This window comes from Paenibacillus curdlanolyticus YK9, assembly GCF_000179615.1.
Lineage (GTDB): Bacteria > Bacillota > Bacilli > Paenibacillales > Paenibacillaceae > Paenibacillus_T > Paenibacillus_T curdlanolyticus.
Genome location: NZ_AEDD01000008.1, coordinates 252,797 through 276,512, shown reverse-complemented (window position 1 = coordinate 276,512; position 23,716 = coordinate 252,797). Strand labels below are relative to the sequence as shown.

Here is a 23,716-nt window from a genome sequence, read left to right as displayed (position 1 = left end):
CGGATGACAATGAAAACAACCGTATTTAGCCAAATTTCGATCGACGGAAAACTTACGCTCGGCGCAGGCAGCTCCAGCAAGCAGCTGTTTACGTTGTTCTCCAATCAAGATATTGAATTCATCCACCAATTCCGCGGCCATGTGCAGGGCATTATGGTCGGCAAGAATACGATTCACAACGACAACCCGTTTCTGACCAACCGTTATGAGGAAAATAAAAACCCGATTCGCATCGTGCCTACGGCAACGATGGATATCGACTTGGACAGCAACATCCTGTCCGATGATGGACGGACGATCATCGTCACGACGGAGCTCGGCAAGGACGATGACAAAATCGAACAGATTCGCGCGCGCGGCAAAGATTGCATCGTTTGCGGCCACGATAAGGTCGACTTCGCCGAGCTGTTCCGCCGGCTGGAGTCCGAATTCGGCATTACCGATCTGATGGTCGAGGGCGGCGGATTCCTGAACTGGCATGTATTCGACCAGGATCTCGCAGACGAAATCATCCTCATGCAGCTGCCGATCATTATCGGTGGCGCTGACAACATCACGCTTGCGGATGGCGAAGGCTATCGCGATCTCGCTTTTGCCAAAAAATACAAAATCGTTGAAGTAGAGCCGAGAGAAAACTACACGCTTATGCGATATCAAAAAGCGATCTAATCACCATTTCGAAGGGAGCTGCCAAAATGATCACCATCGGAAATTTCTCTCCGTCTCCCTCTACCGCCGCCTATCGCGCCGTCGTCTTTGATATGGACGGCGTCCTGGCGGACAGCGAACCGCTATATTTCGAGATTGAACGCGCATCCTTCGCGCGTTACGGCATTACGCTAGGCGAAGCCGAGCAGCATGCTTTCGTTGGCGTATCGCTCGAAGAGATGTGGCGTACGATCAAGGAGCGCTACGGCCTCGAGCCATCGCTCGACACGCTGCTGGCCAACCATCAAAGAAGCGTGCTTGAAGCCGTTGCCGCCCATACGAGCTTGCAGCCTATTCCGGAATCAGCCGCGTTCATTCGCTGGCTGAAGACACGAGGCTACCGCATCGCGGTAGCTTCCTCGTCCCCGATCGCGCTTATTCATTTGCTGCTTGGGCAGATCGGCTGCCTCCGCGATTTCGATATCATTGCAAGCGGCGAAGAAGTAAAACACAGCAAGCCGGCGCCGGATGTATTCCTGCTGGCGGCTGAGCGCCTTGGTGTTCCAGCCTCCGAATGCCTTGCCATCGAGGACTCTCATAACGGAGTGAAAGCAGCTAAAGCGGCTGGCATGCAAGTTGCCGGATTCCGCAATCCGAATTCCGGCAACCAGGATTTGACTCCAGCGGACTGGATCGTGACCGATTATAGCCGGTTCATGATCTAGCCTACCCAGTCGTTACCCACACAAGCTTAAAGGAGCCTATGAAGGATGAGTGAGCGTCAAAGCTTTTACAAAAATATTTATAAAATTGCAATTCCGGTTACGCTGCAGAGCCTGCTCATGTCTCTGCTTTACCTGACCGATCAGCTCATGATCGGCCAGCTTGGCGACGTCGCCATTGCCTCTGTCGGCATGGCGACCAGAATATTCGGCATTATCTCGGTCGTCCTTGCCGGCCTCTCGGTCGGCGTATCGGTCTATGCCGCCCAGTTCTGGGGCACCAAGGACAACAAGAGCATCACCCAGGTGCTCGGCATTGGTTTGTTCACGGGCATTCTCCTGTCGCTTACCTTCGCTATCGCGGTCTTCTTTAATCCGTCCTTCTTTCTCGGATTGTTTACGACCGATACGAGCGTAACGGACGGCGGTGCAATCTTCCTCCAAATCGTCGCGATCAGCTATGTGCCAACGATGCTGACGATGATGTATTCCGCCATTCTGCGCAGCACGGAGCATGCCAAGTGGCCGATGTATGTCAGCTTGGTCAGCGTTGTACTAAACATTATTTTGAACTACATGCTCGTATTCGGCCATTGGGGTGCCGCTGAGATGGGCCTGAAGGGCTCCGCAGTTGCTACTGTTATTTCTAAAATCGTAGAGTGCCTGCTGATCATCGGCGTCGTCTACTTCTATCGATTGCCAGGCGCTACAGGGATGCGTAACTTGTTTACCATACCGAAGCCGCTGATCAAAAAGTTTTTCTCAACGTCCTATCCGATCATTCTGACGGAGCTCGTCTGGGTGCTTGGGGAAACGGTCTATGCCATCATCTACAGCCGCATGGGTACGACTGAAATGACAGCGATGATGATGACATCCCCGCTTCAAGGGCTCAGCATCGGCCTGCTGACAGGCTTGTCCAGCGCTGCAGGCGTCATGATCGGCAACAAGCTCGGCGCTGGCGAATTCGATACGGCGCTCGCGCATGCGCGCCGATTCGTTAAGCTGGGCATTACGATTTCCCTTATTCTTGGCGTAATCGTCGCTGCGATTTCGCCGCTCTATGTGAAGGCATACAACGTCTCCGACGAAGCAAGCCGACTCGGCATCTATATTATTCTCGTCTTCGCCGGCTTCCTGTGGGTGAAGGTATCGAACATGATTATGGCCGGCGGCATTCTGAACAGCGGCGGCGACAGCAAATACGTCTTCGCTATGGAATCCGCAGCCACTTGGCTCATCGGCGTTCCATCTGGGCTTCTGCTCTCCTTCGTCTGGAAGCAGCCCGTATTCCTCGTTTATCTCGTCTTGTCATGCGAGGAAGTCGTTCGGTTCATGCTGGGCTGGGTGCGGCTGACGTCGAAGAAATGGATGAAAAATTTGGTTAGTGATGTGTCGGCATAAAGATGAGGGAGCAGACGCATTACTGAGGGCGCTTGGAAGCCGCTGCGAGAACGGAGCATTGCTGCAATCGCTATGCCCTCCGGATTCTATTGAATGGGTTTATCGGTAAGAATCCGGAGACCAAGGCGACCGCTGTCGCTTTTCCGCAATTGCTCCGTCCTCTCCGCTGGTGCCAGCTAGTCCATCACTAAGCCTCCTCCCCTGAGGGGGAGGGAGATTGGAGATGGAGATGAGGGTCTTACACTTGTGACCCTCAAACATAATAGAAATGCTGAAAGAGGTGTTCCGAAGCCGTGACGGCTAAGGGACACCTCCTTTTTTGCGCTTTAGCGTTAGTGCGGTGTTTGTGAGCGCGGACTCTCTGTGATGGATGTCGTATTTAAAGCAGTGCGGATGCGTGCAGCAGTCTGCTCATTGCAGTTTGTACAACGGGATTAACTCGAACATGGAAAGTGAGGAGGTGTCCTTGCATATTGCGCAACGAGAAAAGCGAATTTATATGTTTTTAGCACACAGAGTCACTTCGGGATCCGTAACTCATTGCATGAACTGCAATGGGTACCTTCTGAGCAGGCTGCTCACACCTTTCTCGTTGTACAAAGTGCAACGGCATAGACCGCATCATAACAACATGCGATGTCTCACTCCATACGCGGGGCTGGGAGTTGCACGCGTTACCAAGGGAACAACGAAATACTGCCCCGCACATTCGCCTCTAAGCAGTCCGTTACTTCTCCTGCTCCTTGATCACCTGCTCAATCCCCAACAGGATCAGCTTCAGACCGAACTCAAACGCTCTGTCGCTCCCCATCAGTTCGAACATCCCGCTCTTGAACATCGTCCGGAATAATCCCGCGTCCGCTTCGCTCATGCCGTCCAGAAGGTGGGTCATCTCTTCGCTCGGAAGCTCGCCCTGCTCCTTCATGATAGCGGCCACATTACGCTGATGCTCGTAATCATCCAGAACGAAGTGGAAAACAAAGTTCATAATCGTAAGAACCGCTTGTAACTTTTGCTCTTGCTCAAGCGGCGTCGATTCCAAGCAAAGCAGCATGCGGTTCGTGAACCGGACGATGTCCCGCTCATGAGGCAGCGTCATCATCATCATCTGGGTGGAGCAAGGATAGCGGCGAAGCACCTTTCGCACTGTTGTAGCAAGTCCCGCCAGTTGCTCCTTCCAATCTTCCTCGGAATGGAACTCCTCCAGTATGATTTTCGAAATCTGATTTGCTAGCCGCTGATACAAATTCTGCTTGCTTTTGAAGTACCAGTATATAGAGGGCGCCTGAATGCCCAGCCGATCGGCCAATCGCCTCATACTGAACTTTTCGATGCCTTCCTCCCCCAATAGCTCCCACGACGCTTCTAAAATTCTTTCCTCCGAAATTTGAGGCTGCTGCTTTTTCATCGTTTATCCGCCCTTTTATCTAACAGTGTAAGATTCCGCTTTACAGGTTCATAGGTACATGATATCATCTAACACTGTAAGGTTCAATCTAACACTGTTAGAGAAACGCAACGCAAGGCCAACCTACACGAAGAAAGAAGTGATCCGCATGGATACAGAAAACCTTCATTATTTTGAAAAAGCACCGATTGCGAAAGCCGTCGCCCACTTCGCTGTCCCCATGATGCTTGGCACGTCAATGAGCGTCATCTATTCTATCTTGAATGCCTTTTTCCTTGGCACGCTGGGCAATACCGCTATGCTAACCGCGCTCGCATTGACCTTGCCTTTATTCGCAGTCATTATGGCGTTAGGCAATTTGATCGGCATGGGCAGCGGCACATTCATCTCCCGATTGCTGGGCGAGAAAAAATATGATGACGTCAAGCATGTGTCATCCTTCGCCTTTTACGCAAGTCTGGTGCTCGGTATTATCGTAATGGCCGTTGGCATCCCGTTGATCGATTCCATCGTTCATGGCCTCGGGGCAACGACCGAATCCTTCGGATTTACGAAAGACTATGTCACGATCATGCTGATCGGTTCGCCAATTGTCGTCTTGTTCTTCACGCTGGAAAATATCGTGCGCGCCGAGGGTGCGGCTATCACGTCGATGACCGGTATGATTCTCAGCGTTGTCGTCAATATTATTCTCGATGCGCTGGCGATTTTCGTTTTCGATTGGGGCGTGACCGGCGTTGCATCAGCTACGGTCATCTCGAACTTGGTTGCAATTGTGTACTACGCGTATCATATGGGCAATAAGAGCCAATTTTTAACGATCTCCGCAAAATGGTTCAAAGCCAGCAAGGACATACTCGGCAATGTATTCAAAATCGGCGTTCCGGTCTTTATTATGAGTATCTTCTTAGGCGCTATGTCGCTCATCTTTAACCATTTCCTTGTGGAGTACGGAGATCAGGCTGTAGCGGCTCACGGCATTTCATCGCGTTTATTGCAATTTCCTGAGTTCATTCTGATGGGCTTATGCGAGGGAGTCGTGCCGTTGATTGCCTTCTCTTTTACAGCAAATAAGTTGCGCATGAAGCAAACTATTTCCTTCACGATCAAAACGATCGCGGCATTAGCCGCCGTGTTCGGCGTCATCGTTTATCTCGTTTCCGACCATCTAATCGGCTTGTTTACAAATGACCCGCAATTGATAGAAATGGGCAGCTACATTTTGCATGTCACATTCTTATCCTTGTTTATTACCGGCATGACTACGCTGTTCACGGGGATTTTCCAAGCAACGGCGCAAGGCACCGCCGCTTTTATTATGTCCATTATTCAAGGCGTTACGCTCATTCCGGTGCTGTATATCGCCAATCAGATGAATGGCTTCCACGGGGTCATCTGGTCGCTCGTTATTGCGGATGCCGTCGCCTTCCTTGTCGGTGCAACGATGCTGTATGTGCTGAGGAACAAATTGCAGCCGGAGATGGAAAGCTTGATGCATTAATAGTAAAGATCTAGATGTAAAAAAAAGGATGTCCTCATCGTTGCATATACGACGATGAGGACATCCTTATTCATTATTAAAAATAGGTTACGCTTTTACGCTTGCAACTGCTGCTGCGGCGCCGCCAGCAACGTTCGCTTGCGGCTGCTTTTGCTCGGACGTTACGTCCGTGCGTAGCACAGCGTACCCGTATGCCGGAAGCGTTACGTTTACTTTGCCGTCAACCAATGTAACGGAAGTATTCGTGTTAGTATCGATCCGCGTGAACGAAGCCGCATCCGTCACGAGCGTAGCCGGCTGGCCGCCTTTGTTCATCAAAATGATGAAGCGATCCTTGCTGTCTGCGCGTTCGTAGATGATTTGGTCGCTGCCTTCGTCCGCTTGGATGAAGGAGAAGCTGCCTGTGCGCAATGCCGAGTTGTTTTTACGAAGCGCAACCGCCCATTTGAAGAAATCGAACAGGCTTTCATTCCGCTTCTCGCGATCCCACTCCATACATTTGCGGCAGTATGGATCGTTCTCGCCGTCGAGGCCGATCTCGTCGCCGTAGTAGATACACGGAGCGCCTGGGTACGTCAGTTTGAACAGCGTCGACAGCTTCACGAGGCCTTCGTTGTCCTTACATGCCGTCATCAAACGGGACGTGTCATGGCTTCCCAACAGGTTGAAGGACACCTCGTTCACTTGGCGCTGGTAGCTTGCCAATTGCGTGCAGATCGCGCTGGAGAAGCCTGCTGCATCCAGTTGGTCGCGAGCGAAGAAATCGAATACGGCATTTGTGAACGGATAGTTCATTACCGCATCGAATTGATCGCCTTGCAGCCATGGAAGCGAGTCGTGCATGATTTCGCCAAGGATGTACGCATCCGGGTTAATGCCCTTCACCGTCTGGCGGAACTCGCGCCAGAAGTGGTGATCCACCTCATTGGCTACGTCCAAGCGCCAGCCGTCGATGCCCACTTCTTCGATCCAGTAACGCGCTACCTTCAGCAAATATTCCTTAACTTCTGGATTTTCCGTATTCAGTTTCGGCATGATTGGCTCGAAACCGAACGTTTCGTACGTCGGGATGTATCCTTTAACTGTGAGCGGGAACTCACGAACATAGAACCAGTCTTTGTACTTCGACTGCTCGCCTTTCTCCAGCACATCGACGAATGGTGCAAACGCCTTGCCGCAGTGGTTGAATACCGCGTCGAGAACGACGCGAATGCCGCGCTCGTGGCATTTTTTCACCAGTTCCTTCAGCGTTTCGTTCGTGCCGAGCGTGGAATCCACTTGCAAATAATCGGACGTATCGTAACGGTGGTTCGTCGTTGCTTGGAAGAGCGGATTGAAGTAAATCGCGTTCACGCCCAGCTCCGTGAGGTGATCCAGGTTGTCGATAACGCCCTGCAGGTCACCGCCGAAGAAGTTTTTCGGTGTTGGCTCGCCGCCCCAAGGCAGCGTTCCTTCCGGGTTGATGGACGGATCGCCGTTGGCGAAACGCTCCGGGAAGATTTGATAGAATACCGCATCCTTCACCCAAGCCGGCGGCGTGAATACTTCGATCGGGTTGATGTACGGGAAATCGAACGCGCCATGATGCACGTTTTCCGGCGGCTGCTTCAAGAAGCCTTTCTCCATCACGTATAGCGCCTCTTCACCTGCATGAAGGCCGAAGTAGTAAACGAGGCGACGGAATGGCGGTTCTACTTCAACTTCCCAGTAGTCGAACAGACTATCGGAAAGCCATAGCTTCATCTCAACCTTTTTCTCCGTGTTCGGCCAATCGTATTTGTCCCCGCAGAACAGGTCAATCCGATCGATATCGCCCTTCTGCGTGCGGATACGAATATGCAGCGTCTTGCGATCGTACGCGTACGACCAGTTGTGTTTGGCCCGGTGGTAAATTGCATGAATGTTCATTTTGTTTCCAGCTCCTTTGTTTATAAAAATAAAAAAAGGCACAACCCCCGTGATAGCGCGAGGTTGTACCTGTAAAGGTAACATTGCCTTTATGATTAGTGGTTGTGCCAACGTCTGAAGACGTTTTCATGGATAAGGATAGCGCGATTTTGTGGGATTGTCAATGGTTATTGGGGGATATTTTGCCGCGTCTTTGAGTAGCAATTTAAGTTCACAAATTTTCTGAATCCCAATCATTGTAAGTGTATTTCTCATTTTGAGATATATGCTTAAAATCCGAACAAAAATCGAGAAGTTTCCTCCTTCTAGTTTCAAGCGATAAATCTGAGGTGCTAAACCATTCAACGACATCAGCCCGATTATTAAGTCTCTTATCTTTTAAACAGAATATTTCGTTTTCAACGTCACCAAACGGGTTGAAATTGCCATGTAGGCAAGATTGACAACAAGCAATGCTAATATGATTTGGGAGCTCTTTCTGTAAATATTTAATTGCATATTCCATTGAAGCGTTTAACTTAGATTTTATCTGACGATCATTCATTTGAACTTCGAAATAAATACTATTCACTTCGTCTTTAGCTATTTGTTCGTAGTACATCTTTGTTTGTTTGTTCGATATATTTCCATCAATCATGTAATAAACGTCTAAACTATCTACTTTCAATTTATTACCTCCTGATGTTTATCAAATATTACTGTGAACTCAAAACCCTTCACCCTCAGGGCCTTTCTTCATAAGCTCATACAAAAAACCTACCGAAGTAACTTCAAGGCTGGATTCGATTTTTTTGCGAATCGCCTTATAGCGGATGGGATTCGTATAGATTCTCACTCTACAATAAACAGGTCTTTTAGTTTTTGATTCATTGCACGTATAATCTACATGTTTATATATGTTACTGGTATATTTTTCTGCACTTTCAAGTGATATATCTTTATTAAATCGTATGTATAAAGTAGTGGTAAAAAGATAGCCTTTAAAAAACCAGATCAATGCTATGCACAGCATAACTGTACAGGTTAGGTAAATTATTTTTTTCAATATAGCGAATACCTCTTTTCATACCGCTAGCTTTCAATTACTATCGGTTCATATTCAAATAATCTTATTTTATTTTCCATAAATACTTTACGAACCTTCGAGCTAACGATTAATCTTCGTGTACAATAGGTTCCAAATCCATAGTACTCCATTGAATAATTGAAATCTTTCGCATACAGTAAAGAGGCCTTAGGATAAATAATTTCTGATCTTAAAACAGCGCCACGATAACAATCGTCACAATATTGGTGCTTAACAAGTCTCATTTTAGCGAGATTCATTGGATCCAACACTTGGGTTGGCACTAATTGAAATATATTTGTACGTTCCAATCCTTTGCGCTCAATAACCTCCCTAAATTTGCATCCAGTAAGTTGATTTTCTTCTATAACGCTCCTCGTCTGTTCGGTGACTATAATATCCGGATAGTTAAATGCGATTTGTCGTTTGCCCATTTTCTTCGTATCAATGATTAAATCTGTAATCTGGTATTTTCCTTCGCCGCATTTCGGACATTTGTTCCGATCGTCGTATTTTGTCCCATGATCTAGAGCACTTTTTTCTACATGTCCCCACGGGTAATGTAATTTAACATCAAAATAGTCAGCTTCGTTCAATTCTTTTTTCTTGTATTCTCTATACTCGTACTCTGTATATTCCAGTTTATTTTCGCAAATAAAAGATTGGAGAGATTGATAAGCATCAGTATCTGCATATAGATTTTGAATGATGACCGCAATTGGAGGATACTCATCGATCGTAGCATTCGAATCTTGGAGCATTTGTTCCAACTGTGTATCTAATGGATTAACGCCTTGAACAAACTTGACATCAATTCTCTTATTTCTTCTCATGTTACTCCCCGTCTAACAAAGTTATAATAAAAAATAAAACACTGAGGTGATCCCACTGTCCACATTGACCAAAGCCATTCTTATCGCCACCGAGATACATGACGGCCAGACCGACAAGGGCGGAAACCCATACATCCTTCACCCGCTCCGCCTGCTGACCAAAGCATCAACAGAGGATGAGCGAATAGTCGCCGTCCTTCATGATGTCCTAGAGGATACGTCTTACCGACTGCAAGATCTTGTCACCGATGGGTTTAGCCAAAGCATCCTCGATGCGCTAACCGCTCTAACGAAGCTTGAGGGTGAAAGCTACGAATCCTTTATTGTAAGAATCAAACAAAATGAATTAGCCACCAAAGTCAAAATCCTTGATATTGCAGACAACATGGATATTTCACGCATTCCAACCCCTTCGGAGCAAGACATCAAGCGAATCGAAAAATATCAACAGGCGCTGCGGATTTTGTATCGTTGATGCTATCATTGTGCTATGCACAGCTATTTCGACCCGCGATACGCCTTCTCATGAAACCTTGTAATGCTCCGGAACAGCAGCTTCCCATCCTCCGGCAGCGGCTCCCTCTCATCGAAGCTCATCACCATCGCTTGGTACGTTTCTGGCACCCAAATGTAGCGATGCACATAATCCGTAAGCTGAAACCCGTTCGATTGCCAAAAATGTTTCCGCTGCCAGTTCTCCGCCGTCGCTTCAGATTCGACTTCGACGATAATGCCCTTGCAGCCAGCCGTTTCGTGCCCCCACTGTTTAATACGATCCAGCAGGGATCTGCCTACTCCCGTTCCTCGATAATCCGCTCGAACCGCAATATAATCAATGATTACAGCGCCAACACGCTGATCGATACCCGTTAGTGCCATCCCTACGATTTCCGTGCCATACGCGATGGTATGCAGCTGGCACATCCTTTTGGCAAACATGCCTCGAATGATGTCTCGGCTCTTCTTGCCGTCAAGCGGGAAGGCTTGCTCATAAATGCGTTCTGCCGCTTGCCAGCGTTCCTCGTCCCAATCGTCCGTAATCTGGTAGTCCATAGCTTCCAATAAGCTCACCGCTTTCCAGTCATTCCGACTCGTCTCGTCTTTATCCATTGTGCCTCAGACGAGGGGAGAAGTACACATGAAGGCATTCAGACGGCTCACTTTCTATAAACAAAAAAACGCCACCCTATATTGGGCGACGTTTCCGATAAGCTCATAAACGATAAACTTAGTTACTGCTCCAGCAGCCATTCGAATAAACAGGCTAGCGTGCAAACCTACACATAACACCACTTTGTTAAGCTTCCACTGTCCGCTTTTCCCCAACAATCTTCTCATACAGCTTCCGATACTCGCCAGCCGACTGATCCCAGCCCAGCTGCTGCGTCATGCATCTAGCCACCACGCCATCCCAGGCGTCCCGGTCATGATACAGCTCCACGCCGCGCCGAATCGCATCAAGCATGACCCATTGGTTAGCGTACTTGAACGTAATGCCAGTGCCTTCGCCAGTTTCCGCGTTATAAGGCTGGACCGTATCCACCAATCCTCCCGTTTCCCGGACGATTGGCACCGTGCCGTAACGCATGCCAATGAGCTGGCTGATGCCGCACGCTTCCGTGTACGATGGCATCAGGAACAGATCCGCACCCGCATAGGCACGATACGCCAACGTTTCTTCATAGGTTCTGTAGCGCATATTGTTCGGGAATCGCTCCATGATGTGGTTGAACAAATAATCGTAATACGGAATGCCGTCCCCGACGACGATCAGCTGCACATCATCCTTGAGCAGCTCATGATACGACTTCTCAAGCAGGTAAAGCCCTTTCGTAATTTCCAGCCGGGAAATCAGGGCGATGATCGGCACATCCGGACGGACCGGGAGGCCGAGCAGCTGCTGCAGCTCGCGCTTGTTAACTGCTTTACCGGACAAGTCGGAAGCATCATATTGAGTGAACAGCCGCTTATCCGTCGCCGGATTGTTCTCTTCCATATCGATGCCATTCAAAATACCGTGCAAATCCTTCCTGCGCGTACGCAGTGCCGGCGCAAGCGGCTCCATCTGCAGAGGAGACAGCTTGCTAATCTCCGTTGCATAGCTCGGACTGACCGTGCTTACCTTATCGGCGGACAGTATGCCGATCTTCATGCAGTTCAGCTGGCCGTAGAAATCGAGGCCGCGCTCGGTGAAATACGACCAATCCAGCCCTAACACCTCCGTGGCTGCACGTTGGTGGAAGACGCCTTGATACAGCATCGCGTGAATCGTGAACAGTGTCTTCATGCCGGCGTAATATGGAAGTTGGCGGAACTCATTTTTCAGGAAAAAGGGAATAAAGCCCGTCAACCAATCGTTGCAATGAATGAGGGACGGCTGAAAGCCGATCTTCGGAAGCGCCGTCAGCGCCGCCTTGCAGAAAAAGACGAACCGTTCAAGCTCATCCTCGTAATCGTAGATCCGTTCCCGGTCAAAATAATGCGGGCAATCGATGAAGTAGACGATATTGCCGCCGTATTCGAGTGTCTCGACCGCGCCTTGCACGATGCGGCCCGCGAGCGCCAGCTCGAATGAAGCAACGAAGCGCAGTTCGCCGCTGAAGCGCTCCTGCACGCTTCTGAATTTCGGCATCATGATGCGGACATCGCATCCGCGCTGCCGCAGCGCTTTGGGCAGGAAGGCCGCCACATCGGCAAGCCCGCCCGTTTTGGCGAACGGGTAGACTTCTGTCGAGACGAATAAAGCTTCAATTGGGGATAAGGCAGTCATAAGGTATGATTCCTCCACTCTCTCTGTCTATCCTATTATGCATACGTTTGCACATAAAGTAGCACATAGGTTTCGTCGTTGTCAACAAATCACATAATTCGACATAATAAGACAAAGTTCTTCTTCATATTAATGATATAATTTGTAAACCAACGTTGGTTCAACAGGAGCGCAGAAGAATTTTACGGAGTTTGGGTTAGATTAAGCAGACTGCGGCATAAACCGCATGTAAAGCGGCGTTGGTGCGAGCAGTAGCCTGGCCTGCTGCTCATTGCAGTTCGTACAATCAGAAGCCACTCAAGCGCAGAAGTGAGCAGGTCTCATTGCATATTGCGCAACGGGAAAGGCGACATTCGATGGTTTGGGCACATTGCGTCTCTTTTATATCGTATCTGGTTGCATGAACTGCAATGGGAGCCTTTGGGACAAGTCAATCCCACCTTTCTCGTTGTACAAAGTGCAACGATATGGCTATAAGAGTCCATTTGGAACATATAAAACGGTCCCAATAGTCTTGAGCAAGACTTTTGGGACCGCCTCTAATTCGCTTATTTTTGCAGTTGCAATCTAGCTCGGAGCGCCTCTTCAAACCATCTCGCCTCATCCACCCGCAGCACCAAACAGAAACCGCAGTAAGGATGACGAATTCGATCAAAGGAGCAATCCAATCATTATTATGAAACATGCTCATCACGGATCGATCGTCTGCACCGTAATCATCGCCTTCGCCGCCAAACCGCGGCCATCGGCAACCTCGACCTCCAGCTTAGACAGCTTGCGGCCGATCTCAAGCGCGCGCGGCGTCATGACGATGTCGCTGTCGATCTGTACGGGGCGCAAGAAATAGGTCGTCAGGCTCTCGCATACGTAATCATGCTTGCCGACGATCCGAATGAACCGACGCGCCGCCTCGGTCATGAGCGCAGCCAGCACGCCTTCGGAAACGGTGCCGAGCGAGCCCGACATCTGCGGCATCATTTTGCCAACATACCGATACTCCAAGTGCTCCGTCCCTTCCTCGACATGCTGCTGCTCGAACCCGTCCCACATGAGATCGTCGAACGTCTGCCCGGTCTCCTGCTGCTTGCCCGCATACTTCATCGCGTCGAGAACGTCGCGGCGGCTGACGACGCCAAGCAGCTTGCGATGCCGATCGACAACTGGCAGCAGGTCAATCCCCTCGCTCGCCATCGTGTGGGCAGCGGAAGCAACCGCGATGTTCGGCGCTACCGTAATCGGATGGCGCGTCATGACACGGTCCAATGTCTGATCCTCCGCAGCGTCAACCGCGTCCTTGGCCGTCATCATGCCTGCCACTCTGCCGCGCTCGTCTATAACAGGAAATCGCGACAGCCCGGTCTGAACAGCCAGCCGCTGGAACGCAGCGACGGTATCTGTCGGCATCAGCACCTGCGCCGGCTTGCTCATGGCGACGATGTCCTCGACGAGCATGATTTTACGCTTAATGAGCCGGTCATACATCGCGCGGTTAATCATTGAAGCGACGGTGAACGTGTCATATCGGGAGACGATGATCGGAAGCGCCAGCTCGTCGGCTAGCCGCTTCATGTCTTCGCCCGGGGCAAAGCCGCCTGTGACGAGCACGCCCGCTCCCTGCTCCAATGCGTAACGATGGGCGCTCTCGCGGTTGCCGACGATCAGCAGACTTCCTTCATCAATGTAGCGAATCATCGCTTCCAGCTCCATGGCGCCGATGACGAATTTATGCAGCGGCTTGTCCAGCCCGATCTCGCCGCCATGCACTTGTCCTTCAACCATCTCTGCAACCTCTCGGAATGTTAGCTGGATTGCGGTGCCTCTGCTGCGCTTTTCAATCCGCACCGTGCCGATCCGCTCTCGCGTGCTGACCATGCCAGCCGTCTCCGCATCCTTAATCGCCTTATAGGCCGTCCCTTCGCTGACGCCGAGCGACTTCGCAATCGCTCTCACCGAAATTTTGGAGCCAACCTCCAGCTTCTCAATCGCCGCCAATATTTGCTCATGCTTCGTTAGCGATGCATCGATGCCTGATCCCTTCGTCATGCCGCTTCTTCCTCCTACTCCTGCCGCGTTTCTCGTTGTGGCCTCACATACAAAAAGCCCGTCGCCCAGCTTCTCCAGCCGGCGTCGGGCTTCGCTCATTCCTTCGAACGACGATACTTGGCGGCTGTTGGCACGCGCTGCAGCCGCTCCTCCCAGCGAAGCGACTTCTCGCGCTTGATGAGCGCCAGCTGGCGCTTCTTCTCTTCATCTACGCCGAAGATCGTATACAGCTGCGCGCTAATGACGAAGAGGGCGAACACCAGCCAGACGACGCCGAACAACGTCCCGAATGTCCATTGTTCTTTGATCCCTATTCTCGGCAACGCATACAAGACCATCGAAACAGCGATTGCTAAATATAAGACGTGGCGAAACTTCCCCGTGGACATAGACATCCCCCTAGATCGAACGAGTTTGAACGAACGTATATCGCTTGTCCCTACCCATCCTATGTCGGAGAAATGCTCATTATTCCAATACCGACTTCAATCCTTCGCCCAAAATGCGGTTAACATCGTCGAACATGACACCGAACCGGCGCTCCGCCTCAAAATAACGGCTGATGAGCGGGTTCAGCGCGAGCACCTCGTACAATTTATTCATCATCTCAAGATCAGCAGGCGACGGCTCCTCGCCGCCCATCATCCGATGCTGCAGCTGATGCTGCCGCTCCAGAAATTCATTCAGCATCCGGCTTGCCTCCGCTTCGCCATTAACCGCTGCTCTCGCGGCCTTCAGCGCCTGCGCTTCCGGGCATTCGCGCAGCGACTTCGCCAACTCGTAAGCTTTATCATGTACGTTCATTCTCACTCACTCCTATAACGTCCGAATACAAGTATTTACTATCTTGATCATACCACCGAGCAAGGCGCCCAGCCAAGTCACTGCCGATCGTTTGCTTCAAAAAAAGGACGTACTGCCCAACGTTGGGCGGATTACAAGGCCGTCCTTTTCAGAAAGTCGCAATATGGCCAATCACCAAGGGATAGATGTCCTCATATGATGAAGGAATTCGTGTAAAACACCCAGAGCCCCTTCTAGTCTACGTCATCCTCCTGCTTGGAAGGAGATTTATGATGCTCAAATCCAAAGTCGCTGTCCAGGCGGTCGGCTCCGGCTTGCTCCCGGACGATGCGATCATGCTGGGCGAATCCTACATGAAACAATGGAAAATCCCGCAAGGCCAGCCAGTGACGCTAAGGTTGGGCGGCTACAAGCAGCCCATCAAGGTCGTATCGGTCGCCCGCTATGAAGGCATGCGCATGAATCAAAGCCTCGCGCGGCGCATCGGCCTGGCCAATGGCGCGACGCTCCGGCTGCATTATGCCGAGAAATCCTCCACGCTCTCGCTTGGACCGCTGATCGGCGTACTTGTCAGCCGCGATTATCCGCATATGCCGGATCGCCCCTTCGGGTCGATTACGATGTTTTGCAAGGAATTGGTCGACGGCTGCGCAGCGCAAGGCGCACATGTATACTTCTTTACCCCCAATGGCATTCAGGAAAGCACCGACACCGTTGAAGGCTGGGTATACCAGAACGGCTGGAAGCAAATGTCGCTCCCGATCGCGGACATCGTCAATAACCGGCTAACCTCGCGCAAGCTGGAAAACAAACCGAACGTGCAGCTGTTTATGAAGGAAGTCAAACGCAAGCACAACACGCAGGTGTTCAACGAGAAATTTCTCGACAAGCATGAGGTGTTCGATGCGCTCCGCGGCGCTCAATCACTAACCAAGTATTTGCCCGAATCCCATCTCCTGCGCAACTTTACGATGCTCAAAGCGATGTGCTCCAAGTATTACACCGTGTTCCTCAAACCCGTACGCGGAAGCCTCGGCAAGGGGATTATCAAAATCACGCGGCTGGAATCGGGCGGCTATCAGGCGATGTTCACAACGACAGCCGGTACGCGCAAGCAGCATTACGCGAGCTTGCTTAAGCTGTTCTCCGCGATCAGCGGCAAGATGAAAACGGTGCGGTATCAAATCCAGCAAGGGCTCACGCTTATTGATATCGCGAAGCGTCCTGTTGATTTTCGAGCGCTTGTGCAAAAAAACGCAAGCGGCGTTTGGTCCGTCACCTCCATCGTAGCCCGAACGGCCGGCGGCGCTCATTTTGTATCCAACCTCGCACGAGGCGGTACGCTCAGCACCGTTCGCGAAGCGATTGGCAAATCCAATCTTGCAGCTGGCCGCCAAGAGGCAGCCGCCAGGCTTCAGAAGGCGGCGCTTGAGATCGCGGAAGGCATCGACACGCATATCCCCGCCCATTTTGGCGAGCTTGGAATCGATCTTGCAGTCGATACAAGCGGGCGCGTCTGGCTGCTCGAAGTCAACTCGAAGCCCTCGAAGAACGATAATACACCGCTGACGGAGCAGAAAATTCGGCCATCGGTGCTCAGGATGATTCAATATAGCCGGTATTTATCCGGCTTCTGAATGCGGAGGTTTGCTATGGTCCGATACTGGTTAATGCTCGCCGTGTTTATTGCTAAGCTTCCCTCCCTGCCTGCTCGTTCACTACTATCTGATGACAGCAATCCCATTCGTATGCCAGAGGATCGGCTTTGCCGGCTGTTGGCAGCATCCGGCAGCGAGCAAGGCGTATGCGTCATCGTGGTCGATCCTGACAGCAGCATGCCTGCTGCAGGGCAAATAACCGGCTTTCAGCTCAATGGCGACCGATGGGAGCCAGCGAATTGCGCGCTCCCGGATCTGGTCTACGACCGAAGCTACGCGAACAGCATGGATGAGCGGCTGCGATGCCGCACCGCACTGCGCGCATTGATTGCCCGCAGCGGAGCACGGCTGCTGAATAGCGATTTGCCTGGCAAATGGCGCGTCTATACGGCGCTCGAGCAACAGCCGGCACTCCGTCCGCTGCTGCCCGCCACCTGGCTGTTCCAACGGGGCGCCGACCTCATTGGCCAGCTTCGCAAGCAGCCAAACGGCCTCTTCCTGAAGCCGTCAGCCGGCATGCAAGGCAGAGGTGCCCTTCGAATCCAATCGCAATCAGACGGATCTCTTGCCATCGCTGGACGCACAAAGCGCAGCAATCAGCCTTTCGCGCTTTCTTACGCAGCGCCGGAACGAGCCGAAGCCTCGCAATGGCTGGAACGCTTTATCGGCTCTGCCACTTATCTCGTTCAACCCTACCTATCGCTTAGCGATGAGGAAGGTCGCCCGCATGACGTTCGCCTGCTGGTGCAAAAAGACGGCAGCGGTCGTTGGCAGGCGACTGGAGCCGCCTGCCGCGTAGGCGCGAATGGCGGCGTGACATCTAATCTCCACGGAGGCGGAGCAGCGGTCGCTGCCTTCACGCGATTATCGCAGCTGTATGGCGAGCGCATAGCCGACCGCCTGCTCACGCGAATGGAAGAAGCCGCCCTATTGGCGGCGCCGGCAATCGAACGCCACTTCGGCCGATTCGCCGAGTTCGGCTTCGACTTCGGCATTACGCCGACCGGCAAGCTGTGGCTGCTGGAGGCCAACTCCAAGCCCGGCAGGCAATCGTTCCGGCGGATCGGCGATAAGCAGGCGGAGCAGCTGTCCGCAAGCCGAATAATCGCCTACGCATGCTCGCTCGCTGGCGGAAGAAAGCTCCAGCCGCCGGCAGCCAAACGTTTTGACCCCTTTGTCGGATTCCCATCGGACTACGTTCAGGAGGTTCACCCATGAGTTTGACTTTATGCAATGTGCAATTCTCGCAACAATCCGACCGTGTCGTCTATTTGTCGAATCCGGTGTTGAAGTCTCTTAATCTCGCCGGGAAGAAATCGGTTCACATTAAGCTCGGCAAAGAAACGATTACGGCTACCGTCAAGCCGCTGAAGCGGCAAGGCCATCACATCTATCTCTCGGCCAGCGTTCGCCAATCGATACGCGTCCCAAAATCCGGCAACGTCTATCTGCTGCAGGACGGCGACAATGAGCTGCAATTAGGTCCGCTCGTAGGCGTGCTGTGCGACTCCGGCTTCCGCGGCGAACCGACGCCCTTTGGCTCCCGCACCCCTTTCATTCGCCAATTGCTTCGCGCCGGCGAGAAGAAAGCTTATTTCTTCGCCTTCACGCCCCGCGACGTCAACTGGCAGCAGGAAACGATCAACGGCTATTTCTTAAACAGCCAAGGCGGTTTTGTTCGTAAAGTCGTTCCGCTCCCCGATGTCGTCTATAACCGGCTGCCTAGCCGAAGAGCCGAGACGACCGCGGCGAGCGCTTCGTTCCGCGACCGATTCATTAAGCATAAAATCCCGTTCTTCAACTGGACGTTCTTCAATAAATCAGACGTGTACAAAATGCTCGATAAAGACGTAGAAGCGCTCAAGCATTTGCCAGACTCCGTATCCAAGCCGACGCCCGAGAAAATGAAAGAGATGCTCGAGAAGCATCAATTCCTTTATTTCAAGCCAACCGCAGGCAGCTTGGGCATCGGCATTTATCGGCTCACCTATCATCCGAAACGCGGCTACTTCGCCCGCTTCCGGAAAGGCAGCAGCAACGTGCTGCTTCGTTTCTCGAATTTCAACAGCCTGATGCGGATGCTGCAGGGTCGCCACGGCGCAACGTTGAGCCATTACGTCAGCCAGCAGGGCATTCGGTTGATTGAAATCGACGGCTGCCCGATCGACTTCCGCTTCCATATGCACAAGGATGGCAACAACAATTGGGTGCCAGCAGGCATTGGGGCCAAGAAAGCAGGGCGCGGCAGCGTAACGACGCATGTGAAAAACGGCGGCTCGCTCATGACGCCGGAAAACGCGCTGAGTCGCGCTTTCGGCGATCGCGCAGACGAGATGCTTGAGAAAGCCAAGGAGGTTTCCATCAAGCTCTCGGAAGCGATCGAACGCAACTATCCGCATCGCTTGGGCGAGCTTGGCCTCGACCTTGGCATCGATAAAGACGGCGAGGTATGGATGTTCGAGGCGAATGCGAAGCCTGGACGCTCTATTTTCAAACATCCTGCGTTGAAGGAGCAAGGACGCGCGTCGCTCGCCTATATATTAGACCACTGCCTCTACCTGAGCCGGTTTCAGGGAGGGAACAACTAATGGAACTCGCGCTGTCCGACGATAAGGCCGCCGAGCTTCACGCCCGGCGCCCCGTGCTGGCCATCTTAACGATCGAGGACGATATGCTGATGTTCCGCGGCAACCGGGAAAATTTTGCCGATATTATTCGGACCGGTCGGGAAATGGGCTTCATCGTTTACGTGTTAACGGTTAAGCATCTGAATCTATCCAAAAATCAAGTAAAGGGATATACGTTCGATGATCGGGCGGAACAGTGGCACGACCAGCTGTTCCCTTTCCCCGACGTTATCTACAACCGCATCCCGCTTCGCGAGGATGAGGTGCTTCCAGCCGTACGCGGCAAAATCGCATCCTGCATGAAGCATCCGCGCACCCAACTGTATAACCCGACGTTTTTCAACAAATGGAACTTGTTCGAATGGCTTAAGCTGTCCAAGACGACCAAACCGTTCATCCCGACGACGAGGCGGATGGTATCGCGGACGGGGCTGACTCGGCTGATGCGCAAGCATTCTTTCCTATACTTGAAGCCCGTCAGCGGCAAAGCCGGCAAGGGGATCATGACCGTGAAGGTGCTGCCTGAGAAGCAGCTGCCCTATCGGCTCAAAATCCAGGAGGATAAAAAGAGCATCACCTACAACTGCTCCTCCATTCCGAAGCTGTGGACGCGAATCCGCAAACAGAGCCTAGGCGAAACGTACATTGCGCAGCAGGGCATTACCCTTGCGACTGTGGATGATCGTCGATTCGACCTTCGCGCGCTTGTGCAAAAAAACCAACGCGGGCAATGGGACATTACCGGAATCGGCGCGCGGGTCGCTGGCACGCTAAGCATCACAACCCATGTGCCGCGAGGGGGCAGCATCGAGGACCCTGAGAAGCTGCTGACGACGACGTTCGGCGATGAGGAAGCGCGTAAAATTATGATTAAAGCCAAAAATACGTCGCTGCTGATCGCCAAGCAAATCGAGCGCGGCTCCGGCCTTTTGCTCGGCGAAATGTCCATGGATCTTGGCGTGGACGACACTGGAAACGTTTGGTTCTTCGAAGCCAACTCCAAGCCAATGAAATTCGACGAGCCACATATTCGCCGCAAGTCGCTAGAGCGAATTTTTCATTACGGCTTATATTTATACGGCAAGAAAAAGGAAAAAGCAGGAGGCGTGTAGCATGGACATCGTACGGTTAAAGCCCTCGCAGTGGCCCAACTGGCGGGACCGGCTGATCGCATTCGCGAAGCGGCACGGCGACAGGCGGATTACCGCGGCGGGCCTCCGGGCGATGCTCCTCGCCGAAGCAACGGGGGCATGCGCCCCCTCTTCGGTTGCTGTCGTCATCGCCCATGATCAAGGCCGTTTGCTTGGCTTCGCCTTCGCGGTTAACGCCGGCGAAACCGCCTGCCTCGTTGTCGTCCGACCGGATGCGCGAGGGGGCGGCATCGGCCGTCGGCTCATTGAAGCGCTTGCCAATCGCTGCGGCGGCAGGCTGTGCTGCAAAATCGCAGCTGACAATCCTGCCAGCATGCAATTATTTTTCCATGCCGGCTTGAAAGCCGTAAGCGTCGAGACCGGCCCGACCGGAAAGCCTACGCTCCGGTTCGAGACAGATGGCTTCCACATGGCGGCAGCTCATGCTGAAGCGCCAGCGAAGGAGGCTTTGTAGCATGACGCAGCCGGTGCTCGGCATCTTGACCTTATATTTGGACAACAACGGCTCGCTTGAGGAGCGTTCGATCTATCAGCGCATGACCGTCGCAGGCCGCAAGATGGGGCTTGACGTCTTCGTCTTCACGCCTGAAGACGTGAACTACAAGTCGAATCGGATTCATGCGATGGTTTATGATAGCTCCACGAAAAAATGGTCTCGGCGCTGGACCTCGTTCCCGAACCTTATCTTCGACCGCTGCCGGATCCAACGCTCGCATCGGTTCGAAGAGCTTCGCCGATTCCGCGCGAAGTACGGCCATCTCACCTTCTTGAACCGTCCGCTTCGCAATAAAATGACCGTTCATCGCACATTGTCCCGCGATGCGCGCTTCACGGCGCATCTCCCGAGCTCCCGAATGTATGAATCGATGGCGGACCTGACGTCTATGCTGCGCAAGTATCCGCTTATCTACCTGAAGCCCATCAACGGTACAGGCGGCCGGGGCATTCTGCGCATCGAGCGGATTGGCAATGATCGGCTGCTGCTGCAAGGACGCGATCAGCAGCGCCGCATTGTGCCGCCGCAGCGGATTACGACGGCGGAGCTTGCCGGTCGCCTCTCCTCCTGGAATTTGAAGGGCGGACGTTACCTCGTCCAGCAGGGAATCGCGCTCAAACTGCCGAGCGGCCGCGTGCATGATTACCGGATGCTCGTTCAGAAGGACCGCGAGGGCAAATGGCGATTAACGGGCTGTGCAGGCCGGATCGGCGCGCCTCGAAGCGTAACCTCCAATCTGCATGGCGGCGGGCAAGCCGCTACCATGAACCAGCTGCTAAAGATGTGGATCAAGAATGAGACGATGATCGAGAAGGCCAAACAGGAGGCCGAGCAGGTTGGCATTCAAGTTGCCGAATATCTCGAGCAAACGTATGGCCGGTTATGCGAGCTAGCGCTTGACCTCGCCATCGACAAGGATGGGCGCGTCTGGCTGCTGGAGGTTAACCCGAAGCCGGCCCGCGAAGTGTTTAATCAAGCGGGGGACAAAGAAACCTACCAGCGCGCAATCGTTCGCCCGCTTGAATATGCCCTTTATTTGTACGATCAGAAACGGAGAAAGAAGTCTGCGCACGAATCGGATGCCGCTGCGGAAACAGCTGTTATTTCTGGCTCTGACAGCAGCTCTGGTTTGCCCGAGGGAAGCCGTACAAGCGCTAGCGCCGTCTCGCCCTCGCGTACCGCCAGCAAAAAAGAAGCCTCGCTGGAAATGTCGCCTGCCGACACGCGTTGGATCGATAAATTAGTCGACTAAACGAATGGAATAAAAAGCAGCTCTAACTCCGCTTGCTGACGGAATTAGAGCTGCTTTTATATTTGTGGTGTCGACGAGAATTGCTCTCTCGCGCGCTCGTCGATCAAGCGGCCTTACCTTACATTAGCCGCTAGGGGTGATGCGATTGCGTCGACGCAATCCATACACGACAACGCCGCCTAACGCCAAGACGATACATGCGCCAGCGATCGTTTTCACGACTGCTTCACTCTCCCCTGATGCATGCTCAGCAGGTGCGGTTTCAGCCGACGCCGTTCGGCCATTGCTTGCGGACAAAGCTGAAACCTTATCCGTCGTTTTCCACAATCGGAACCGACCTGCATTGGACACGCCTTGCGAGGTCATGACATGGACTACGCCTGTCGCGTCGACCATCACTTTCGGCTTCTCGCCCTTGGGCACGACTGTCCAAATCGCTTCATCGGCGGTATATGCCACTGCGGGCGCGCCATCCATCTCATAGGTTTCATTCTCATCGAACAGCAGCTTCGGCTCGAATGCTGCAAATCCATAATCGAGGATGCTGCGCATATCGGCATACATCTGATTGCTGGAAGGCGCCTTCAGAATGACTCCGATCAGCTCCATCCCATTGCGCTCGGCGGATGCAACCAGCGTAGAGCCCGCCAAGGTGGTATAACCATTTTTCACACCGGTCGCACCGTCGTACGTGCCAAGCAGCTTGTTATGATTCACGAGCACCGTCTGCCAGGTCTGGCCATTCCAAATGACCTTCTTCGTTCCAACCAGCTCGCGAAACTTCTCATTGCTCATTGCATATTGCGTAATCTTAGCCATATCCTCTGCAGTCGTATAATGCTCTGGATCCGGCAAGCCGCTCGGATTGCGGAATTGGCTATCGTAAGCATTCGCTTTCTCGCGTATCCAAGCATTCATATGCTCAGCGAACTTTTCCTTCGAGCCATCGACATGCTCCGCAATGGCAGTGGCAGCATCGTTGCCGGAATTCACCATCATGCCGAGCAGCAGCTGCCAGAGCTTCATCTGTTCGCCTTCCTCCAAATACACCCGCGTGCCTTCTTCTCCTCGCGCCTCTTTGGAAACGGTTACAACATCTTCTACGTTAGCTGACTCCAGCGCTACGATCGCCGTCACGATTTTCGTTATGCTTGCTGGGTACATGCGCTGTGAAGCATTCTTCTCATATAAAATCGTACCTGTGCGCCGATCCATCAGAATCGCCGACTCTGCCAACAGCTCAGGCGGCTTCCGTGCAAGGGCCGTTTGCTCCCCCGCACTTGCCAGATCTTTCGCTATTGCCGTGCTCTCACCCGCAGCGCTCGCCGCGGGAGGGAATACGAGCAGCACAGCGAACACGGCGATGAGCATCGTCCGCATCCACGCAAAGGTTCTTCGCTTGTCTAGGTTTCCGCGTATGACCAC

Annotated in this window: 21 protein-coding genes; 11 read left to right on the top strand and 10 right to left on the bottom strand. The window is 52.4% G+C overall.

What is annotated here, in order from left to right; translation table 11 throughout:
* Positions 1–9 precede the first annotated feature (9 nt).
* The 3 genes from PAECUDRAFT_RS16100 to PAECUDRAFT_RS16090 are packed head-to-tail and all read left to right on the top strand — an operon-like array spanning position 10 to position 2,774.
* Positions 10–669: a dihydrofolate reductase family protein gene (locus PAECUDRAFT_RS16100; protein ID WP_006039178.1), complete on the top strand. Its 660-nt coding sequence runs from the start codon at positions 10–12 to the stop codon at positions 667–669.
* 26 nt (positions 670–695) lie between these two features.
* Positions 696–1,373 carry an HAD family hydrolase gene (locus tag PAECUDRAFT_RS16095; RefSeq protein WP_006039177.1) on the top strand — a complete coding sequence of 226 codons (678 nt, stop codon included), beginning with the start codon at positions 696–698 and terminating at the stop codon, positions 1,371–1,373.
* A 45-nt stretch (positions 1,374–1,418) separates the two neighbouring features.
* Positions 1,419–2,774: an MATE family efflux transporter gene (locus PAECUDRAFT_RS16090; RefSeq protein ID WP_006039176.1), complete on the top strand. Its 1,356-nt coding sequence runs from the start codon at positions 1,419–1,421 to the stop codon at positions 2,772–2,774.
* 727 nt (positions 2,775–3,501) lie between these two features.
* Here PAECUDRAFT_RS16090 and PAECUDRAFT_RS16085 read toward each other — a convergent pair.
* Positions 3,502–4,182, bottom strand: coding sequence for a TetR/AcrR family transcriptional regulator C-terminal domain-containing protein (locus tag PAECUDRAFT_RS16085; RefSeq protein WP_006039175.1), 681 nt, complete (start codon positions 4,180–4,182; stop codon positions 3,502–3,504).
* Positions 4,183–4,330: 148 nt separating this feature from the next.
* On the opposite strand from PAECUDRAFT_RS16085, the gene PAECUDRAFT_RS16080 reads away from it, so the two are divergent.
* Positions 4,331–5,683 (top strand): MATE family efflux transporter, encoded by a 1,353-nt coding sequence (locus PAECUDRAFT_RS16080; protein WP_040712859.1) that lies wholly within the window; start codon positions 4,331–4,333, stop codon positions 5,681–5,683.
* Positions 5,684–5,770: 87 nt separating this feature from the next.
* Here the strand turns inward: PAECUDRAFT_RS16080 and PAECUDRAFT_RS16075 are convergent, their stop codons facing one another.
* The 3 genes from PAECUDRAFT_RS16075 to PAECUDRAFT_RS16060 all read right to left on the bottom strand — a co-directional run bounded on the left by PAECUDRAFT_RS16075 (position 5,771) and on the right by PAECUDRAFT_RS16060 (position 9,490).
* Positions 5,771–7,591, bottom strand: a complete 1,821-nt coding sequence (locus PAECUDRAFT_RS16075) for an alpha-glycosidase (protein ID WP_006039173.1) — start codon at positions 7,589–7,591, stop codon at positions 5,771–5,773.
* Positions 7,592–7,802: 211 nt separating this feature from the next.
* Positions 7,803–8,258 carry a hypothetical protein gene (locus PAECUDRAFT_RS16070; protein WP_006039172.1) on the bottom strand — a complete coding sequence of 152 codons (456 nt, stop codon included), beginning with the start codon at positions 8,256–8,258 and terminating at the stop codon, positions 7,803–7,805.
* Positions 8,259–8,662: 404 nt separating this feature from the next.
* Entirely contained in the window at positions 8,663–9,490 is an 828-nt protein-coding gene (locus PAECUDRAFT_RS16060) for a hypothetical protein (protein WP_006039170.1), read from the bottom strand.
* Between the two features lie 55 nt (positions 9,491–9,545).
* Here PAECUDRAFT_RS16060 and PAECUDRAFT_RS16055 point away from each other — a divergent pair, with 55 nt between their 5' ends.
* Positions 9,546–9,965, top strand: a complete 420-nt coding sequence (locus PAECUDRAFT_RS16055) for an HD domain-containing protein (RefSeq protein ID WP_040712957.1) — start codon at positions 9,546–9,548, stop codon at positions 9,963–9,965.
* Between the two features lie 23 nt (positions 9,966–9,988).
* Here the strand turns inward: PAECUDRAFT_RS16055 and PAECUDRAFT_RS16050 are convergent, their stop codons facing one another.
* The 5 genes from PAECUDRAFT_RS16050 to PAECUDRAFT_RS16030 form a co-directional block, all read right to left on the bottom strand.
* Positions 9,989–10,600 carry a GNAT family N-acetyltransferase gene (locus tag PAECUDRAFT_RS16050; RefSeq protein ID WP_006039168.1) on the bottom strand — a complete coding sequence of 204 codons (612 nt, stop codon included), beginning with the start codon at positions 10,598–10,600 and terminating at the stop codon, positions 9,989–9,991.
* Positions 10,601–10,787: 187 nt separating this feature from the next.
* Complete coding sequence (locus tag PAECUDRAFT_RS16045; protein WP_006039167.1) at positions 10,788–12,260, bottom strand: glycogen synthase; 1,473 nt, start codon at positions 12,258–12,260, stop codon at positions 10,788–10,790.
* Positions 12,261–12,950: 690 nt separating this feature from the next.
* Positions 12,951–14,303 (bottom strand): DRTGG domain-containing protein, encoded by a 1,353-nt coding sequence (locus PAECUDRAFT_RS16040; RefSeq protein ID WP_006039166.1) that lies wholly within the window; start codon positions 14,301–14,303, stop codon positions 12,951–12,953.
* A 95-nt stretch (positions 14,304–14,398) separates the two neighbouring features.
* A complete protein-coding gene (locus PAECUDRAFT_RS16035; RefSeq protein WP_006039165.1) occupies positions 14,399–14,692 on the bottom strand; it encodes a hypothetical protein in 294 nt (97 codons plus the stop codon).
* A gap of 79 nt (positions 14,693–14,771) precedes the next feature.
* A complete protein-coding gene (locus tag PAECUDRAFT_RS16030; RefSeq protein WP_006039164.1) occupies positions 14,772–15,107 on the bottom strand; it encodes a YlbF family regulator in 336 nt (111 codons plus the stop codon).
* A gap of 272 nt (positions 15,108–15,379) precedes the next feature.
* Here PAECUDRAFT_RS16030 and PAECUDRAFT_RS16025 point away from each other — a divergent pair, with 272 nt between their 5' ends.
* Genes PAECUDRAFT_RS16025 through PAECUDRAFT_RS16000 form a run of 6 tightly spaced genes read left to right on the top strand, consistent with a single transcriptional unit; the run spans position 15,380 to position 22,291 of the window.
* Positions 15,380–16,744 (top strand): YheC/YheD family endospore coat-associated protein, encoded by a 1,365-nt coding sequence (locus tag PAECUDRAFT_RS16025; protein WP_006039163.1) that lies wholly within the window; start codon positions 15,380–15,382, stop codon positions 16,742–16,744.
* A gap of 15 nt (positions 16,745–16,759) precedes the next feature.
* Positions 16,760–17,983 carry a YheC/YheD family endospore coat-associated protein gene (locus PAECUDRAFT_RS24810; protein WP_006039162.1) on the top strand — a complete coding sequence of 408 codons (1,224 nt, stop codon included), beginning with the start codon at positions 16,760–16,762 and terminating at the stop codon, positions 17,981–17,983.
* Positions 17,980–19,353 carry a YheC/YheD family endospore coat-associated protein gene (locus PAECUDRAFT_RS16015; protein WP_006039161.1) on the top strand — a complete coding sequence of 458 codons (1,374 nt, stop codon included), beginning with the start codon at positions 17,980–17,982 and terminating at the stop codon, positions 19,351–19,353. Before PAECUDRAFT_RS24810 ends, PAECUDRAFT_RS16015 begins: the two co-directional genes overlap by 4 nt.
* The gene (locus tag PAECUDRAFT_RS16010; protein ID WP_006039160.1) at positions 19,353–20,504 is read left to right on the top strand and encodes a YheC/YheD family endospore coat-associated protein; all 1,152 of its coding nucleotides are present in this window, start codon (positions 19,353–19,355) and stop codon (positions 20,502–20,504) included. The genes PAECUDRAFT_RS16015 and PAECUDRAFT_RS16010 overlap by 1 nt, the downstream gene beginning before the upstream one ends.
* Before the next feature lies 1 nt (position 20,505).
* Positions 20,506–20,997 carry a GNAT family N-acetyltransferase gene (locus PAECUDRAFT_RS16005; RefSeq protein WP_006039159.1) on the top strand — a complete coding sequence of 164 codons (492 nt, stop codon included), beginning with the start codon at positions 20,506–20,508 and terminating at the stop codon, positions 20,995–20,997.
* Position 20,998: 1 nt separating this feature from the next.
* A complete protein-coding gene (locus tag PAECUDRAFT_RS16000; RefSeq protein WP_006039158.1) occupies positions 20,999–22,291 on the top strand; it encodes a YheC/YheD family endospore coat-associated protein in 1,293 nt (430 codons plus the stop codon).
* Between the two features lie 123 nt (positions 22,292–22,414).
* Here the strand turns inward: PAECUDRAFT_RS16000 and PAECUDRAFT_RS15995 are convergent, their stop codons facing one another.
* Entirely contained in the window at positions 22,415–23,716 is a 1,302-nt protein-coding gene (locus tag PAECUDRAFT_RS15995; protein ID WP_144266562.1) for a D-alanyl-D-alanine carboxypeptidase family protein, read from the bottom strand.